We start from the raw sequence: 16,326 nt of genomic DNA on the forward strand, positions 1-16,326 counted from the left end.
CGGGCACTGAGACTTCGGAGTAAGAAGAGAAACCCCGCGTCGCTACGCTCCGATGGGTGGCAGCCTTGCTCCGGTCCGGGTGGCAGGCTTCACGTGGAATGGGTGGCAACCTTCAGCGGTTTACGCACATGGACTGGGGCGTGTTCAACCTGCTGGATTACTTCGGCGCCAACAAGCTGGAAGAGCTGCAGCTCAGTCACCTGACCGAGTTCAGCGGTGACACCACCACCGTCCCCGAACCCGGTACCCTGGCCCTGTTCGGCCTGGGTCTTGCCGGCCTGATCGCCTCACGCCGCAAACTGCAGAAGTAACCAAAAGCCTGTGTCGGGAAACTTTACATAGCACCCCGGCACAGGTTTTTACCCGCCTATTACGCCACATAACACCCCGTCACATTTATCAAACAACACAATTTATCCTTTTCTTTTTACCCCGCCAAAGAAACATTACGCTACAAAAAATCACACCTGACACCTGTTATTTCAATGGCTTAGCGCTAACTTGAAGTCACGGGCTAGCACTACGTGGTTTTACCGACACTGACCTGTGTCAAAAATGCCAAAGTCCTCATCGGACAAGCCCAATACACTTGCCACTGAACCAATGTAGCCAAACCCGAGGTCCGCGATGGCGCAGGGTGTCAGGTTTGAATACAACAATAACGAGCGAACGGAGTGTATCAATGGTCCCCTCTCCCCGATTTTCCGTACGGGCAGTGTCCCTAGCAGTTGCAGCAGTTTCCGCCAGCCTTACCATGAACGCCTCGGCGAGCATGGGCAACCTGGGCACCACTTACGGCGTAATGCCCATAGATGTGGCAACCGCCCAGTCGCTGTCCATGTTCAACGACCAGGTATCCGCCACCTACTACAACCCCGCGTCTCTCACCAAGGACACCCGGGGTGAGCTGACAACCGGCATCCTGCACGCCGAGCAGGAACTGCGTTCCGCCAACCCCAATGCCAACGGCGATGTACTGGCCAACTCCCCCAGCCAGCACGTGCTGATCGGCATGAAAACCAACCTGGGCTCCCTCACCCGCTTCAAGCACCCCATTTACCTGGGCTTTATTGCCGGTGTGGAGAAGTACGGTAAGGAAATGCTGGCGTTCAACTCCCAAACCTCCGAGAACGGCCAGTTCCTGCAATATGGTAAAGAGCCGCTGTTCCTGAACGTGGGTGGCGCTACGCCGCTGTGGCGCGGCATTTCTGCTGGCCTGTCGGTGCGGGTGACCCTAGATGCTACGGCGCAGCTGGATGCGGTATCCACACTGGGCGGCGAAACCAGCCGCGAACGCCTGGCGGTGAACGCAGAGCCCGCCATGAAGACGATTCTGGGCACCACCGTAGATTTCGGCAGCACCTTCTGCCCTGAAAACGATTGCTTCCTGGACGGCTGGGAAGCGGCCTTTGCTTACCGCACCAAGTCTTCCGCTTCCACCACGGTAGACTCCAACATCATCGTTACCCAGACCATTCCGGACCCGGGCCTTAGCCTGGCGGTTTCCACGATCGACTCCTTCCAGCCGGAAACCTATGTCGCCGGTATGCAGTACGCCGGTGACGGATGGCGCGTAGGTGGTAGCGTGGAGCAGCAGAACTGGTCCGAGCTCGGCGATGCATTTGATAGCGACACCATTCGCATGCAGAACGGCGTGAACGGCCCGAAGATAAGCTGGAACCCGCAACTGCCCTGACAAGCGGCAGCGACTTCAATGTCAGCTTCAGTGAACCCCTCGCAGCTGAAGGTGGCCGGATTATCGGCACACCAAATGCCGTTGGCGAAGATGGCATACAGTTCAATACCCGTGCCGAGTTCAGCGGCGTTGCAAGCCTGGGCACTACTTCCGACCAGTTCGGTGTAGCCTGGCAGGTGCCGGCTAATGGCAGCGCTTTCCAGGCCATGAACTTCTCCACGTTCCGGCTGGCCATGACCCAACCGGTTCATCCGGAGTGGGAACAGCTGGGTGGCAGCATCGAACTGCTGGACCAGAATGGTGAAGCCGTGCCGGCCACCGTGCTGGTAAAAGGTAACCGCATCACCGTCGACCCCTGCGTGGCGGAACGTTGCGGCAGTAAGGAAGACATTCTGGCGGCCGGTGAAACCTACACCCTGAAGCTCAGCAACCTGGCCAGCCTGACCAACAGCGCAGAAGACAACCGCTTCTCCGCTGAATACAACTACACGCCGCGAGACACAGGCCCGACGGTGATGCTGGAACAGCAAGCTGTGGACTCCAACGGTGGCGCTATTAAGTCCGTGCTGAATGACGAAGCGGTAAACGGGGTTGTTCTGAACTCTGTTCTGCAGGGCGTAACCGACTCCTCCCAGCAAACCGGCTCGCTGTTTGCTGAACTGGCTTACTCACCAAGCTTTGAAGCGAATGAAGCGTTGCCACTGCGGATTCCGAAAGGCAGCGTGCTGGAAAGCACCAGCCTGAACGTAAAAGTGGGTGGCAAGGTACAGGTACTGGATGCCGCAACCGGCGGCAAACAGCAGACCGGAACCATCAAGGTAACCATGCTGTCGGATGCCTCCGGCTACATGAGCCCCAACCCCTACACCGACGACCTGAACGCTCCGCGGCACATCACCCTGTTTATGGATGTATCCATGAACACCGAGGAAGCACAGCCGAACGCTGCGCTGTCCCAGGATCTGATGGGCGTGGAACTTCGGGGTATCGCCCTGGTTCAGAACGGCGTACTGACCATCGACGCCATTGGCATGGTTGAACCCAACCTGCTGGGCCAGGAGTTTACCGACTCTACTATCGCCTTCCAGCTGAAAGCCGCCACCGACGTAAACTCGGCACTGGATGCGGAAGACGACTGGCTGCGTGACCTGGACACCACGCCGCCACAACTGGTGAGCTGGATGCCGGGCGCGGAAGATGCCATTCCGGCTACTCGTCAGTCCATGCAGCGGCCGGGTGACCCGGTGATTTTGCTCTTTGATGAGCCGCTGGATCCGGCTTCTATTAAAGATAACGTCTCTTTGACGGCTACTTCTGCAGACACAAGTGCCGCCGTTGATTTTGCTTTCGACCTAGATGGCACAGCTCTCGCACTGAACCCCGCGGGTGGCCTGAAACACGGCACCACATACGATATCAGCGTAAATGGTGTAACCGACCTTGCTGGCAACCCTGTCTCGCTGACCCGCTCGTTTGTGATGGAAGATCTGGGGGAGAATTCTGAGAACTTTAATTCCCGCTCCCCTATTGCGCTGACAACCTATCCTGGTTTCCCTTGCGTAACCACGGGCGTAGACCTTACTGCCAATCCACCAACCCATGGCCAGTGTCTGGATTCGGCTCCCGACGGTCCCTTGGGACAGCAACTACCTCTGACGACATTGCCTGAGGATCGCCCGATTGTAGTTGTATTCTCGCAGTCCATGAACCTCGACTCGATCAACGACCAAACCTTCATCGTTGAAAAGGTTACAGGGTCTGACACCCCCGTTGGTGAGGGCGAAATCGTGGCTGGCCGCCTGGAAAAGAACAACCAGCGCATCCGTTTCTACCCGGACCAGCCTTGGTCAAAGGAAGAAGGAGTTTTCTACCGTTACACCATGAAATCTCAACAGGATGGTTCCTGCAGCGACGGTGTAATCTGTGCGGAAGGTGATAATGGCCTGGCCCTACAAACCGATCTGCTGGTAGATCCTGAGGATGTAGGCGGTCCAGACATGGCCATTTACTTCCGGGGAACAGATGCGGTAAGTACCGTATTCACGCCGCTACGAAACCTTCCGGTTCGCGACACCAACTCCAACTATGAAATTGACTGTGATGACCCAGAAGGTCTTAGCTGTCTGGAGCCATTTAACCATGGCGCCCCGGATGAAAATGGCGAGTATATGCCCTCCGCAAACGCTGCTAAGTTAGCCCTGAGAGACGACGCAAGACTGCTTGGCGGCGACAGCGGCATCATTCCTGCCCGCATTGGTTGTGATGCTAACGGTGATGACTGCCCGATGAATAAGTTCATTTATCAGACTTATGGCTTGAATACCGAAGTAATCGGCCCTGCCATTGACGAAGAAACAGGACAGGAGGGCATCAGGGTACTTCTGTATCCCACCATGCTGGCAACCACATCAGCCAGTGTTTATCTGACTCCGCTTGGAGAGCAGGCCACCGGGCCACAAATTCTCAGGATGACCTATGCAGCGCCTGAGGATAGAGCTGATGACAACCCACTCGGCTTGGTCGAAGGCATGATCATCGAGGGAGAAAATGGACAACCCACCTTCAAGACCGAGGCAGCATTAACTTTGGATGCTCCCAACCTGCACCTGCCGATCGAGGGCCTCCTTCAGCACAACCTTTATAGCTATCCGTTCACTCTGGATCTTGAGGGCGACATTGTGTTCTTCGATGATGGCAGGATGCAGATTGAGCAACGTAACGTCGCCCCTCGAATACCTGCAGACATAACCGTCAGCGTCACGGTCGACGCGCCTGTTATTTCCGATTTCCTCAACTTCCTGAAAGATCCGGAAGAGTCGCTTCGTGAATTCGCCTGCGCCTTGGACTTCCTTAACGTACTGGATTTCTGTGACTCAACAACTGAATCTGTGCCGGCTGGCGACATTGAAATCCCGCTGTTCATTCCCGAAAACGGCGTCTACCTAAACTTCATCTCCAACCCGGTAAAAGACCTGCCGGCCCAATACGAGCAGCAAACCGCTCAGTAAGTTAACCAGGTAATACGGACCCTCCTCAGGCCAGCCTTCGGGCTGGCCTTTTTTGTCGGGCTTATCGGGTCACATTTACAAAAACCCTTTTCCCATCGCGGTTCGTTTCCTGATAATCTGGTTTCAATTTGAAACCTAAAAACAAGAGTTCCGGAGAATCCTTATGCACAACGGCACCCACTACCGCACCTGCCACCTTTGCGAAGCCATGTGTGGCGTGGCTATCGAGGTTCAGAACGGCAAGGTTGCCGCTATCAAAGGCGACGACAACGACCCGCTCAGCCGGGGCCATATCTGCCCGAAGGCGGTGGCGCTGCAGGACCTGCATGAAGACCCGGAACGGCTGCGCCGGCCGGTTCGCAAAACCGCCACCGGCTGGGAAGAAATGAGCTGGGACGAGGCCTTCGACCTGGTCGCCCGGCGGCTGCATGAGGTGCGCAAGGCCCACGGCCGAAACAGTATCGGGGTGTATCTGGGCAACCCCAATGTGCACAACCACGGCGCCGCCATGACCATTACGCCGCTGCTGCGGGCCATAGGCAGCCAGAACCGCTTTTCTGCCACCTCGAACGACCAGCTGCCCCATATGCTGGCCAGCCTGGAGATGTTCGGGCACCAGGTGCTGTTCCCCATTCCGGATATCGACCGCACTGACCTGTTTATCTGTATCGGTGGCAACCCCATGGCCTCCAACGGCAGCCTGATGACGGTGCCGGATTTCCGGGGGCGGGTGAAGGAGCTCAGGAAACGTGGCGGCAAGCTGGTCGTCATCGACCCGCGCCGCACGGAAACCGCCCGCATTGCCGATGATTTCCATTTTATCCGCCCGGGCACCGATGCCCTGCTGCTGATGGCCATGGTGCACACGCTGTTTGCAGAGAACCTGGTCAGTACCGGCGCGGCTACCGGGCTGGTGAAAGACCAGGACCTGCTGCAGCTGGCTGCCCTGAGCTTTACGCCGGAAGCCGTCGCAAGCCATACCGGCATCAGCGCCGACACCATTCGCGGCCTGGCACGGCAGCTTGCCACCACGCCAAGGGCAGCCCTGCACACCCGAATGGGGACCAGCACCCAGGCCTTTGGTGGCACCACCACCTGGCTGGCTTACTGCCTGAATATCCTGACCGGCAAGCTGGATGCCCCGGGCGGGGTGATGTTTACCCAACCTGCGGTGGACCTGGTAGCGCTGGGCGCTCTGGTGGGCCAGGCCGGCCACTTCGGCAACCGTTACAGCCGGGTGCGCAAGTTGCCGGAATTTGGCGGTGAATACCCGTCCAGCACCATGGCCGATGAAATCCTGACCCCGGGCGAGGGGCAAATTCGCGCCTTTGTAACCGTGGCCGGCAATCCGGTGCTGTCGAACCCCAATGGTCAGCGCCTGGATGAAGCCCTGGCCGGGCTGGATTTCATGGTGTCGGTGGATTACTACCTGAATGAAACCACCCGCCATGCCGATGTAATTCTGCCGCCCACAGCGGCGCTGGAGCGCAGCCACTACGACCTGATTTTCAGCATGATGGCAGTACGCAACCAGGCCAAGTACAGCGAAGCCCTGTTCGAACCGGCACCGGACAGCCGCCACGACTGGCAGATCAACCTGGAACTGGCCCACCGCCTTGAGCGGCAGCGCAAGGGCGGGAAGTTGCCATTGCAGGCGGAACTGGGCTGGCAGGCGTTCAAGAAGCTGGGGCCAGACCCGATCCTGGATGTGCTGCTGCGCACCGGCCCCTGCGGCGCCAACCCGGGCCGGGTGGGCGGTGTGATCAAGCCGGTGCTGGACAAGGTGCTCGGCATCCTGCCGGAACGCCACCCCCTCAAAGGTCTGGCACGGCTCAGCCCGCTGAACCCGCAGTGGCAGCACATGCCCAAGGGGCTGTCACTGTCCGCCCTGAAGAAATCCCCCAGCGGGGTGGACCTTGGCCCTCTGCAACCCACCCTGCCCCAACGGCTGTTTACCCGGGATGGCAAGATCAACCTGGCGCCGCGCCGCTACCTGGCGGATGTGGAGCGCCTTCAGGCCCTGCTGGACCAGCCTGAAGCCAGCGCCAGCCTGCAGCTTATCGGCCGTCGCCATGTACGCAGCAACAACTCCTGGATGCACAACAGCCAGCGGCTGGTGAAAGGCAAAAGCCGCTGTACGGTGATCATGCACCCGGAAGATGCCCAAAATCGCAAGCTCGAAGACGGCGCGCAGGTACAGGTGCAGAAAGACGGCAGGGCCGTGGTGCTTCCGCTGGAGGTGTCTGACGATATCATGCCCGGGGTGGTGTCCATTCCCCACGGCTGGGGCCACAGCCGGCCCGGCACAGGGCAGTCCATTGCCAGCGCCCACGCCGGTGCCAGCATCAACGATCTCCTGGACGACACCGAAACCGACCCGGTTTCTGGCACATCGGTACTGAACGGGCAGGCAGTGGAAGTGAAAGTCTGGCAAACTGGCGCCCGAAGCAAACAGGCCTGACCAACCGGGCAGGCCTCGCCATTCATTGATACGAGGTTCAACAATGCCCAGAGGACTGCAACTGTCGTTTATTGTTGTCGGGCTGGTGGTGATCGGGATTCTGCTGTTCTACATCTGGCGGCAATCCAGGGTGCTGAACGAAAACCGGATGCGCCAGAAGAAGGCGGAAGAGTTCCAGGCCAAGCGGCGCGACGAGATGATCGAAAGCATCCGCATTATTGCCCTGGCGGTGGAAGAAGGACAGGTGGAACATTCTGAAGCCTGCCTGCGCCTGAAGGGCCTGCTGGATTACGTGGCCCCGGAACTGCTGGACCAGGCGCCCTACCGGGTGTTTCAGGAAGTGCACGACAAGATCCAGCACATGCCCACCCACCGCGCCCGAAAGGCCACGGATGCCAAGCTGGTTCAGAAGATGGACAAGGAACGCTTCGCGGTAGAACGGCAGCACGCCGAGGATGTGCGCAAGGCGGCTACCGCCATTCGCCATTACCGGTTCGACTGAACCGCAGTTACCGGGCCAGCGGCATCATTCCGGCCATGGCCATGATGCCGTCCCGGTTATGAACCAGCGCATCAAACTGCTGCTCTACCCTTTGCCGGCTCAGGCCCAGTTCTTCAAAAACAGACTGGGGCACCGGCTCTGCCCGGCCCGGCATCAAGCCCCGGGCGGTGAGCAACTGCCGGCCCAGCCAGACAATTCTGGCCAGGTAATGATGAGGGCCGCTGTAGTCGGCATCCGCCTGGTGCCGCACCGCCAGGGTCACTTCATCGGGCATGCCCCAGTTCTCCAACAGGCGGGCGGCGATCTGTTCCCGGCTGAACCCCATCAGCTTCTGCTCCTGGGCCGCTCGGTCACCGGCCGGGTTATCTCCCTGCCAGCGCATCAGTTGCTCGTGGTAGGGCGGGAACACCTGCACCAGCACCAGGTCGCCAAAGTTGTGCAGCAAACCGGCCAGGTAGGCCAGCCCGAACAGGGGCCGCTTTGTTCTCGGCATCATCCCGGCGAGGATTCCGGCAGACTGGGCCTGCCAGGTGGCTTGCTGCCAGTAGTCCCGGTAGCCTTCGGGCTGATCCAGCGGCGCTTTGAGGGTACGGCCAAGGGCAAGGCCCATGGCCAGGTTCATCACGGTATCGAAGCCCAGTACCCGGGAGATGGCATCGTGCACCGAACGCACCTGCCCGGCGGAGGCGTAAAAGGAGGACGAGGCCCAACTCACCACCTGGGCGGCCAGGCCCGGGTCGCTCTCCACTATGTCGACCAGGTCTCCCATGACGGCTTTCGGGTCTGACCGAAGGCGCATGATGCGCTGGGTGGTTTCCGGCAAGGGCGGCAGCTCCAGGGTGTCTTCAAGGCGCTGCAGAATGCGCAGACTGGTGAACTTGCTGGAGGCCGGGAAGTGCATGGTCAGACCTCTCCGTAGCGGGTGTTTTCGCCGAGCCAGCGGCGCACCAGGGCTTCGGCCACGCCGGGCTGCTTCACCAGCGCCGGCGCCATTTCCTTGACCGGCTCTATCCAGCCCTTGTCTCGCTCGAAATCAGCCAGGCGGAACTGCATCAGCCCGGTCTGGCGGGTGCCCAGCACTTCGCCGGGGCCACGGATTTCCAGGTCTTTCTCGGCGATAAAGAAGCCGTCCTGGCTGTCCCGCAGGGCCTGCAGTCGGGCTTTACCATTATTCGACAGCGGCGGGTGGTACATAAGTACGCAAAAGCTGGCCTGGTCGCCCCGGCCGACCCGGCCACGCAACTGGTGTAGCTGGGCCAGGCCCAGCCGTTCGGGGTTCTCGATGATAATCAGCGATGCGTTGGGCACATCCACCCCCACCTCGATTACGGTTGTGGCCACCAGCAAGTCCAGCTCGCCGTTCTTGAAGCACTCCATCACTTCGGCTTTTTCCTGGGCTTTCAGGCGACCATGCACCAGGCCCACTTTAAGATCCGACAAGCGCTCGGAAAGTTCCTGGGCCGTCACTTCAGCTGCCTGGCACTGCAGGGCTTCGGATTCTTCAATCAGTGTACACACCCAGTAGGCCTGGCGCCCCTCCCGGCAGGCGCTCCGTACCCGTTCAATAATATCGTCACGCCGGCTGTCGGGCACTACGATGGTCTCTATGGGTTTACGACCGGGGGGCAGCTCGTCGATCACCGATGTATCCAGGTCAGCATAGGCGCTCATGGCCAGGGTGCGGGGAATGGGTGTGGCGGTCATGATCAGCTGGTGCGGGGCCAGCGAGCCGCCTACGCCTTTTTCCCGCAGGGCGAGGCGCTGGTGAACCCCGAAACGATGCTGCTCATCCACAATCACCAGGGCCAGCCGGTTGAACTTTACTTCATCCTGAAACAGGGCGTGGGTGCCGATGGCTACCCGGGCTTCGCCGCTGGCAACCGCCTCCAGGGCCTCCTGCCGGGCCTTGCCTTTGACCTTGCCAGACAACCACGCCAACCGGATGCCCAGAGGCTCCAGCCAGCCCCGGAAATTATTGTAGTGCTGTTCGGCAAGGATTTCCGTGGGCGCCATCAGGGCCACCTGGGCACCGGCTCCGATGGCCTGCAGTGCGGCCAGGGCCGCCACCACGGTTTTACCGGAACCGACATCCCCCTGCACCAGCCGCAACATCGGCAATGGCTGGCTCAGGTCCTGCCGGATTTCCTTCATCACCTGGCGCTGGGCGCCGGTCAGGCTGAAGGGTAATTCTTCCAGAAAACGTTCGGTCAGATCACCGGCGGGCAGCAGGGGTAAGGCCTGCCGCGCCTGTATCTGTTCCCGCACCTGCAGCAGGCTGAGCTGGTGTGCCAGCAACTCTTCCATCACCAGCCGCTGCTGTGCCGGGTGCCGGCCTTCCACCAACTGGGGTACCGGGGCATCGGCCGGGGGCTTGTGGACCAGTTTTACGGCTTCGGTAATGCCCGGCAGCTGGTAGTCCGCCAGCAGTTCCGGTGGCAACCAGTCTTTGATGGGGTAACGGTCCAGGTACTGCAGCGCCTGCTGGCACAGCCCGCGCACCCGGGGCTGCTGTATGCCTTCGGTGAGCGGATAGACCGGGGTGAGCGTGGCTTCGTCACCCGCCGGCATGGGCGGCGGGTTCACCTGGTATTCGGGGTGGTAAAACTCGTAACCGGCGCGGCCCGGGCGGACTTCACCAAAACAACGTACCCGGGTGCCTTCGGTCAGCTGGTTACGCTGGGCGGCATTGAAGTGGAAAAACCGCATCACCAGAAAACCGCTGTTGTCCCTCAGGGTGACCTGCAGGCTACGGCGCCGCCCCATCACCAGGTCGGTTTTCATGACCTCCCCTTCCACCACCGCAACATCGCCTATGCGCAGGCTGCCCATGGGGATTACCCGGGTGCGGTCTTCATAGCGGTGAGGAAGGTGGAACAGCAGGTCCTGTACGGAATGGATGCCGAGTTTTGCCAATGTTCCGGCCAGGGCGTTTCCTACGCCCTTCAGCTGGGTAACGGAGATGTCTTCCAGTGACGTCATAGTGGCACTCAGGCGCCCTTGGCAACCGCCGGCGTTTCGGTTTTGGCTTTTTCGATCACCCGGCACTGGCTGGCCGCCAGCGACAGCACATCAATGGCCTTGGGCCGCGGGAAGGTTACCCGCCAGGCCAACGCCACGGTCCGGAAAGGCACCGGCGCGGCAAACGGGCGAACCGCCAGGATATCTTCGTGGTATTTCATTCCGGTGGCCGCAGACAGCGGCAACACGGTAATACCCAGGCCGGATGCCACCATGTGGCGGATGGTCTCCAGGGAGCTACCTTCGGTCACCAGGTCCGGTTTGTCACCATCTGCCCGCTTGGTAATGGCATCCACCAGCGGCGGGCAGGATTCCAGTACCTGGTCCCGGAAGCAGTGGCCCGGGCCCAGAAGAAGCAATTGCTCACGGGACAGTTCGTCTGCGGTTATCTCGTCTTTTGAAGTGAGCGGATGATCCGCCGGCAGCAATACCACGAAGGGTTCGTCGTACAGCGGCATGGTGACCACTTCCGGCTCTTCGAACGGCAAGGCGATGATGATAGCGTCCAGCTCTGAATGGCGAAGCTTCTGGCGCAGGTTGGCGGTGTAGTTCTCTTCGATATACAACGGCATTTCCGGCGCCGCCCGGCGCAGTTCCGGCAGCAGGTGCGGGAACAGGTAGGGGCCGATGGTGTAGATGGCCCCCACTTTCAGCGGTGAGTTCAGCTGGTTCTTGCCGTCCTGGGCCATGTCTTTGATCACGCCCACCTGGTCCAGCACCCGCTGGGCCTGCTCGATAATGCGCTGCCCGGTTTCGGTTACCCGGATGCTGCTTTTGCTGCGTTCGAACAGGGGAATACCGAGTTCGTCTTCCAGCTTCTTAACTGCCACACTGAGGGTGGGCTGGCTGACGTGACAACGCTCGGCCGCGCGGCCAAAATGCCTTTCCCGGGCAAGCGTAACAACGTATCGTAACTCGGTGAGTGTCATGGTGAGCTCCGGTCGGATCGATCAGGTCGACGTTTCACATACTTTATCAGCCAAAGCATAAGGATTGAAATTGTCTATGGCAATGACAGATCGCAACCCATCTGCACGAATTCTGGTGGCCGGCTGCGGCAAGCTTGGTGGCGACATTGCCCTGGCCCTGACCGGCGCCGGCCAGGTGTACGGTTTACGCCGCAATCCGGACAAGGTTCCGGCGGGAATTACCGGGATCGGCGCAGACCTCACCCGGCCGGAAACCCTGCAAGGCAAGCTGCCGGACAACCTGGACATTGTGATCTACTGCCTGACACCTTCAAGCTATGATGGCGAGGGCTACCACAACGCCTATGTCGCTGGCCTGCAGAACCTGCTGGATGCCATCGGCAACAACCCGCTGACCCGCCTGTTCTTCATCAGCAGCACCAGCGTGTACGCCCAGGACGATGACAGCTGGGTGGATGAAACCAGCCCTGCCGAACCGGACCGGTTTACCGGCCAGCATATTCTGCAGGGCGAGCAAACGGCCCTGAACAGTATTCACCCGGCTACCGTGGTGCGCTTCAGCGGCATATACGGCCCTACCCGCCAGCGGTTCCTGGAAGAAGTTCTGGAAGGCCGGATGAACCCGCAACCACCGGCACCGTTCAGCAACCGGATTCATGAACAGGATGCCGCCGGGGCCATCGCGTACCTGAGCCAGCAGGCATTGCAGGGCCAGGAGCTGGAAAACCTGTATATCGGCAGCGATTGCGAGCCGGTGCGACTGGATGAGGTGGTGAACTGGGTTCGGCAGCAGGTGCCGTGCAAAGATCCGGTAGAGGGTGCCCGTAAGGGCGGACGTGCGGGGAGTAAGCGGTGTAACAACCAGCGGTTGCTGGCCAGCGGTTTCGAGTTCCGGTACCCCGACTACAAGGCGGGATACCGGGAGATGATCAACAACCTCAGCTGAGCACCATTACCGCTTCCATTTCCACCGGCACGCCTTTCGGCAGCGCTGCCACGCCTACGGCGGCGCGGGCCGGGTACGGCTCCTGGAAGTAGGTGGCCATGATCTCGTTCACCGTGGCGAAGTTGGCCAGGTCGGTCATGTAGATGTTCAGTTTTACGATGTCTTTCAGTTCACCACCAGAGGCTTCGCACACAGCCTTCAGGTTTTCGAACACCTGACGGGTCTTGGCGGCAAAGTCACCGGGCACCACTTCCATGGTTTCAGGGTCCAGGGGAATCTGGCCAGACAGATACACGGTATCTCCGGCTTTGACTGCCTGGGAGTAGGTACCAATCGCCTGCGGGGCGTTTTCGGTCTGGATAACAGATTTATTGGTCATGACCTGCGTTTTCCTCTCGTTCAAAACGCCAATCCTCTCCCTTCAACGTGGCGACTGTCAACCACGCTAAAGTCGCACTCAGTGGCGAACCCGGCTGATGTGAGTAACCGCACGGATATTGCGCACCCGGCGCATCACCCGGGCCAGGTGCCGGCGGCCATTCACGTGCACCACCAGGCTGACAATGCCGAACCTGGCATTCTGGTCTTCCACATTGATGCGTTCGATATTGCCGTCGGCCATGGCCACGGCGTTGGCCACTTCGGCAATCACACCGCGCTGGCGCTCCAGTTCTACCCGCAGCTCTACCGAAAACTCATCGGTGATGTCCTTAGCCCACTTCAGGTGGGTCAGACGGGCGCGCCCTTCGTCGTCTTCCGGCAGGCTGGAGCAGGTGTCGGAGTGGATTACCATCCCGTTGCCGGAATCCATAATACCCACGACCGGGTCACCCGGAATGGGTTTGCAGCAACTGGCAAAGCGCACCAGCATGCCTTCGGTTCCGCGAATAGTCACCGCGCCCTGCTTTTCGGCCGGGGCGTTTTCCAGGTTGGCGGTGGTTTCCAGCCCTTCACCGCCACTGACCAGCTGCCGCGCCACCAGGTAAGCCATGCGATTACCCAGGCCGATGTCACTGACCAGGTCATCAAAACTGTTCACCTGGTTATGGCTGACCACAGCCTGGCGCTGGACTTCGGTAATGTCCGAAAGCTTGGCGCCAAAGCCTTTCAGGGAACGCTTGAGCAGGGTACGGCCCAGCTCCAGGGATTCTGCCCGCTTGCGGGTTTTGAGTACGTGGCGAATGCTGCTGCGAGCCTTGCCGGTTACCACAAAGCTGAGCCAGGCCGGATTGGGCCGGGCGCCCGGTGCAGTAATGACTTCTACCGTCTGGCCGCTTTGCAGGGGCTGGCTCAGAGAGGCCAGGTTGCGGTTAACACGACAGGCCACCGTGGCGTTGCCGATATCAGTATGAATGGCGTAGGCGAAATCCACCGGCGTTGCCCCGCTGGGCAGTTCCATAATCCGGCCTTTGGGAGTGAACACGTAGATTTCGTCCGGGAACAGGTCGACCTTCACGTGTTCGATGAACTCCATGGAGTCGTCGGCCCGCTCGCGCATTTCCATCAACCCTTTCACCCAGCGGTCCACACGGGACTGGTTGATGTTGGTGACGCCGGATTCCTCGTTCTTGTACATCCAGTGGGCAGCAATACCATTGTTGGCGATGTGCTCCATTTCCTCGGTACGGATCTGGATTTCAATGTTCACATGCATGCCGAACAACGTCGTATGCAGCGACTGGTAGCCGTTCGCCTTGGGCATGGCTATGTAGTCTTTGAAACGGCCCGGCAGGGGCTTGTACAGGCTGTGCACGGCGCCCAGGATGCGGTAACAGTCGTCTTCCGTATCGGTGATGATGCGGAAGGCGTACACATCCATGATTTCATGGAAAGATTTCTGTTTGAACTTCATCTTGTTGTAGATGGAGTTCAGGTGTTTTTCCCGGCCCAGTATCCGGCCCGGCAGGCCGCGCTCTTCCAGCTTTTCCTGCAGTTTACCCCGGATATCGTCGATGATTTCCTTGTGGCTGCCCCGCAGCTTGGCCACCGCTTTCGAGATGTACTTGGAGCGCATCGGATACAGCGAGGAAAAGCCCAGGTCTTCCAGCTCGGTAGAAATAGAATGCATACCCAGGCGGTTGGCAATGGGAGCGTAGATATCGAGGGTTTCAGTGGCAATGCGCTGGCGTTTTTCGTAGGGCATGGGGCCCAGGGTGCGCATGTTGTGCAGGCGGTCTGCCAGTTTTACCAGGATCACCCGGATGTCCTTGGCCATGGCCAGAGTCATTTTCTGGAAGTTCTCGGCCTGGGCTTCGGCGCGGGAGCGGAATTCAATCTGGGTCAGTTTCGATACGCCGTCAACCAGTTCGGCCACGTCTTCACCGAACTGTTCGCTCAGGGCATCTTTCGGGATACCGGTGTCTTCGATAACGTCGTGCAGCATGGCTGCCATCAGGCTCTGATGGTCCAGCCTCAGGTTGGCAAGGATGCCGGCTACGGCCAGGGGGTGGGTGATGTAACGGTCGCCGCTTTTGCGCATCTGCCCTTCGTGGGCCTGTTCGGCATAATAATAGGCCCGTCGCACCTGATTGATGCGATTGGTATCCAGATACGAGCTAAGCTCTCTGGCCAGATGTTCAACCGTTGGCTCTACCGACACCGCGCCTCCAATGTTTCTCTGAAAACCGGGGACAAAAAAGCCCGAATGCATGCATCCGGGCTTTTTTGTTGTCCTTCCGGCGGATTTCTATAGATACACTATAAAACCGCGCGGTCAGATTTCAATGCATCTTAACGGTTGGCAGTAATTCTACGCACAACCGCAAGCGGGCATTTTAGTCTTCGTCGTCTTCGGTCAGCAGATCGCGAGTCACTTTGCCTTCGGCAATCTCGCGCAGGGCGATAACCGTGGGCTTGTCGTTCTCTTCCGGCACCATCGGCTCAGCACCCTTGGTGGCAATCTGGCGGGCGCGCTTGGTGGCCAGCATAACCAGCTGGAAGCGGTTATCTACGTTTTCCAGACAATCTTCAACGGTAACTCGTGCCATTATCTTCCCCGAACAAAAAGAATCACTGATTTAGCAGACCGCGTAGTTTACTGGCACCGGCTCAATTTGTATACAGTGGAAGCCACTATGCATGCCGGCACGCCAATCAGCCGCGACCAGACAATCCCGACAGCAGGCTGGCGTGGCGAACTTGCTGCACGCCCATCTTCAGCCGGTGGCTGCGCGCAATCGCCAGGAGATCAGCCAGCGCCACACTGAAATCGTCGTTCACCACCAGGTAATCGAATTCTGCCGCGTGGCAACACTCCTCTTCTGCCTCGGCAAGCCGGCGCTCCACCACGTCTGGCGCGTCCGTACCACGGCCAACCAGGCGCTGGCGCAGAACCTCGGCCGACGGCGGAACAATAAAGATGCTCACACATTCAGGAATCAGCCGGCGCACCTGTTCAGCGCCCTGCCAGTCAATTTCCAGGATGACGTCCTGCCCGGTGGCCAGGGTTTCCCGCACCCATACTTGCGAGGTGCCATAGTAGTTGCCGAAAACGTCTGCATGTTCCAGGAAGTCACCCCGGGCAATCATCGCCTCGAACTCGTCCCGGCTGACGAAGTGATAGTTCACCCCCTCCTGCTCACCTTCCCTCATCGGGCGGGTTGTGTGAGACACCGAAACCCCCAGCCGGGAATCCTGGCGGAGCATTTCCGACACAAGGCTGGTTTTACCCGCGCCCGAAGGGGCGGAAATCACAAACAGGGTACCCTGCTCACCGGCCTGACTCATGGCGTGATGACTCCTGAACAACAGTTTGCGGCCACTACGG

At 59.6% G+C, this 16,326-nt stretch carries 10 protein-coding genes and 3 pseudogenes; 6 read left to right on the plus strand and 7 right to left on the minus strand.

Features of this window, described 5'->3' with window-relative positions; translation table 11 throughout:
- Nucleotides 1-221: 221 nt before the first annotated feature.
- The 5 genes and pseudogenes from LWH94_RS19610 to LWH94_RS11795 all read left to right on the plus strand — a co-directional run.
- Nucleotides 222-311 (plus strand): annotated as a pseudogene (locus LWH94_RS19610) (PEP-CTERM sorting domain-containing protein); the annotation flags it as partial.
- Between the two features lie 371 nt (nucleotides 312-682).
- Nucleotides 683-1,660: pseudogene (locus tag LWH94_RS11780) on the plus strand (aromatic hydrocarbon degradation protein); the annotation flags it as partial.
- A gap of 212 nt (nucleotides 1,661-1,872) precedes the next feature.
- Nucleotides 1,873-4,704, plus strand: coding sequence for an Ig-like domain-containing protein (locus LWH94_RS19530; protein ID WP_232902339.1), 2,832 nt, complete (start codon nucleotides 1,873-1,875; stop codon nucleotides 4,702-4,704).
- A gap of 163 nt (nucleotides 4,705-4,867) precedes the next feature.
- Complete coding sequence (locus tag LWH94_RS11790) at nucleotides 4,868-7,165, plus strand: molybdopterin-dependent oxidoreductase (RefSeq protein ID WP_232902340.1); 2,298 nt, start codon at nucleotides 4,868-4,870, stop codon at nucleotides 7,163-7,165.
- A 43-nt stretch (nucleotides 7,166-7,208) separates the two neighbouring features.
- A complete protein-coding gene (locus LWH94_RS11795) occupies nucleotides 7,209-7,667 on the plus strand; it encodes a DUF2489 domain-containing protein (protein ID WP_022988801.1) in 459 nt (152 codons plus the stop codon).
- A 7-nt stretch (nucleotides 7,668-7,674) separates the two neighbouring features.
- Here LWH94_RS11795 and LWH94_RS11800 read toward each other — a convergent pair.
- The 3 genes and pseudogenes from LWH94_RS11800 to LWH94_RS11810 all read right to left on the minus strand — a co-directional run.
- Nucleotides 7,675-8,556, minus strand: a pseudogene (locus LWH94_RS11800) (HDOD domain-containing protein); the annotation flags it as partial.
- 14 nt (nucleotides 8,557-8,570) lie between these two features.
- Nucleotides 8,571-10,646, minus strand: a complete 2,076-nt coding sequence (gene recG / locus LWH94_RS11805; protein WP_232902342.1) for an ATP-dependent DNA helicase RecG — start codon at nucleotides 10,644-10,646, stop codon at nucleotides 8,571-8,573.
- An 8-nt stretch (nucleotides 10,647-10,654) separates the two neighbouring features.
- Nucleotides 10,655-11,614 (minus strand): hydrogen peroxide-inducible genes activator, encoded by a 960-nt coding sequence (locus LWH94_RS11810; protein ID WP_232902343.1) that lies wholly within the window; start codon nucleotides 11,612-11,614, stop codon nucleotides 10,655-10,657.
- A 76-nt stretch (nucleotides 11,615-11,690) separates the two neighbouring features.
- On the opposite strand from LWH94_RS11810, the gene LWH94_RS11815 reads away from it, so the two are divergent.
- The gene (locus LWH94_RS11815; RefSeq protein ID WP_232902344.1) at nucleotides 11,691-12,560 is read left to right on the plus strand and encodes an NAD-dependent epimerase/dehydratase family protein; all 870 of its coding nucleotides are present in this window, start codon (nucleotides 11,691-11,693) and stop codon (nucleotides 12,558-12,560) included.
- On the opposite strand, the gene LWH94_RS11820 is transcribed toward LWH94_RS11815, so the two are convergent.
- The 4 genes from LWH94_RS11820 to gmk form a co-directional block, all read right to left on the minus strand.
- Nucleotides 12,553-12,939, minus strand: a complete 387-nt coding sequence (locus LWH94_RS11820) for a RidA family protein (protein ID WP_022988806.1) — start codon at nucleotides 12,937-12,939, stop codon at nucleotides 12,553-12,555. The two genes, LWH94_RS11815 and LWH94_RS11820, sit on opposite strands and share 8 nt — an antisense overlap.
- Nucleotides 12,940-13,017: 78 nt before the next feature.
- Nucleotides 13,018-15,159: a RelA/SpoT family protein gene (locus LWH94_RS11825; protein WP_036219375.1), complete on the minus strand. Its 2,142-nt coding sequence runs from the start codon at nucleotides 15,157-15,159 to the stop codon at nucleotides 13,018-13,020.
- 175 nt (nucleotides 15,160-15,334) lie between these two features.
- On the minus strand, nucleotides 15,335-15,547 hold the full coding sequence (rpoZ, locus tag LWH94_RS11830; RefSeq protein ID WP_022988808.1) for a DNA-directed RNA polymerase subunit omega: 213 nt from the start codon (nucleotides 15,545-15,547) through the stop codon (nucleotides 15,335-15,337).
- 106 nt (nucleotides 15,548-15,653) lie between these two features.
- Entirely contained in the window at nucleotides 15,654-16,286 is a 633-nt protein-coding gene (gmk, locus tag LWH94_RS11835) for a guanylate kinase (RefSeq protein ID WP_232902345.1), read from the minus strand.
- Nucleotides 16,287-16,326: the final 40 nt, after the last annotated feature.

It is taken from the genome of Marinobacter sp. G11 (assembly GCF_021282325.1).
GTDB lineage: Bacteria > Pseudomonadota > Gammaproteobacteria > Pseudomonadales > Oleiphilaceae > Marinobacter > Marinobacter vinifirmus.

Bases quoted from the DNA above. Each gene is read 5' to 3' on its own strand.
- LWH94_RS11790 (WP_232902340.1), top strand. From the start codon at position 4,868: ATGCACAACGGCACCCACTACCGCACCTGCCACCTTTGCGAAGCCATG.
- LWH94_RS11795 (WP_022988801.1), top strand. From the start codon at position 7,209: ATGCCCAGAGGACTGCAACTGTCGTTTATTGTTGTCGGGCTGGTGGTG.
- recG (WP_232902342.1), bottom strand. From the start codon at position 10,646: ATGACGTCACTGGAAGACATCTCCGTTACCCAGCTGAAGGGCGTAGGA.
- LWH94_RS11810 (WP_232902343.1), bottom strand. From the start codon at position 11,614: ATGACACTCACCGAGTTACGATACGTTGTTACGCTTGCCCGGGAAAGG.
- LWH94_RS11815 (WP_232902344.1), top strand. From the start codon at position 11,691: ATGGCAATGACAGATCGCAACCCATCTGCACGAATTCTGGTGGCCGGC.
- LWH94_RS11820 (WP_022988806.1), bottom strand. From the start codon at position 12,939: ATGACCAATAAATCTGTTATCCAGACCGAAAACGCCCCGCAGGCGATT.
- rpoZ (WP_022988808.1), bottom strand. From the start codon at position 15,547: ATGGCACGAGTTACCGTTGAAGATTGTCTGGAAAACGTAGATAACCGC.
- gmk (WP_232902345.1), bottom strand. From the start codon at position 16,286: ATGAGTCAGGCCGGTGAGCAGGGTACCCTGTTTGTGATTTCCGCCCCT.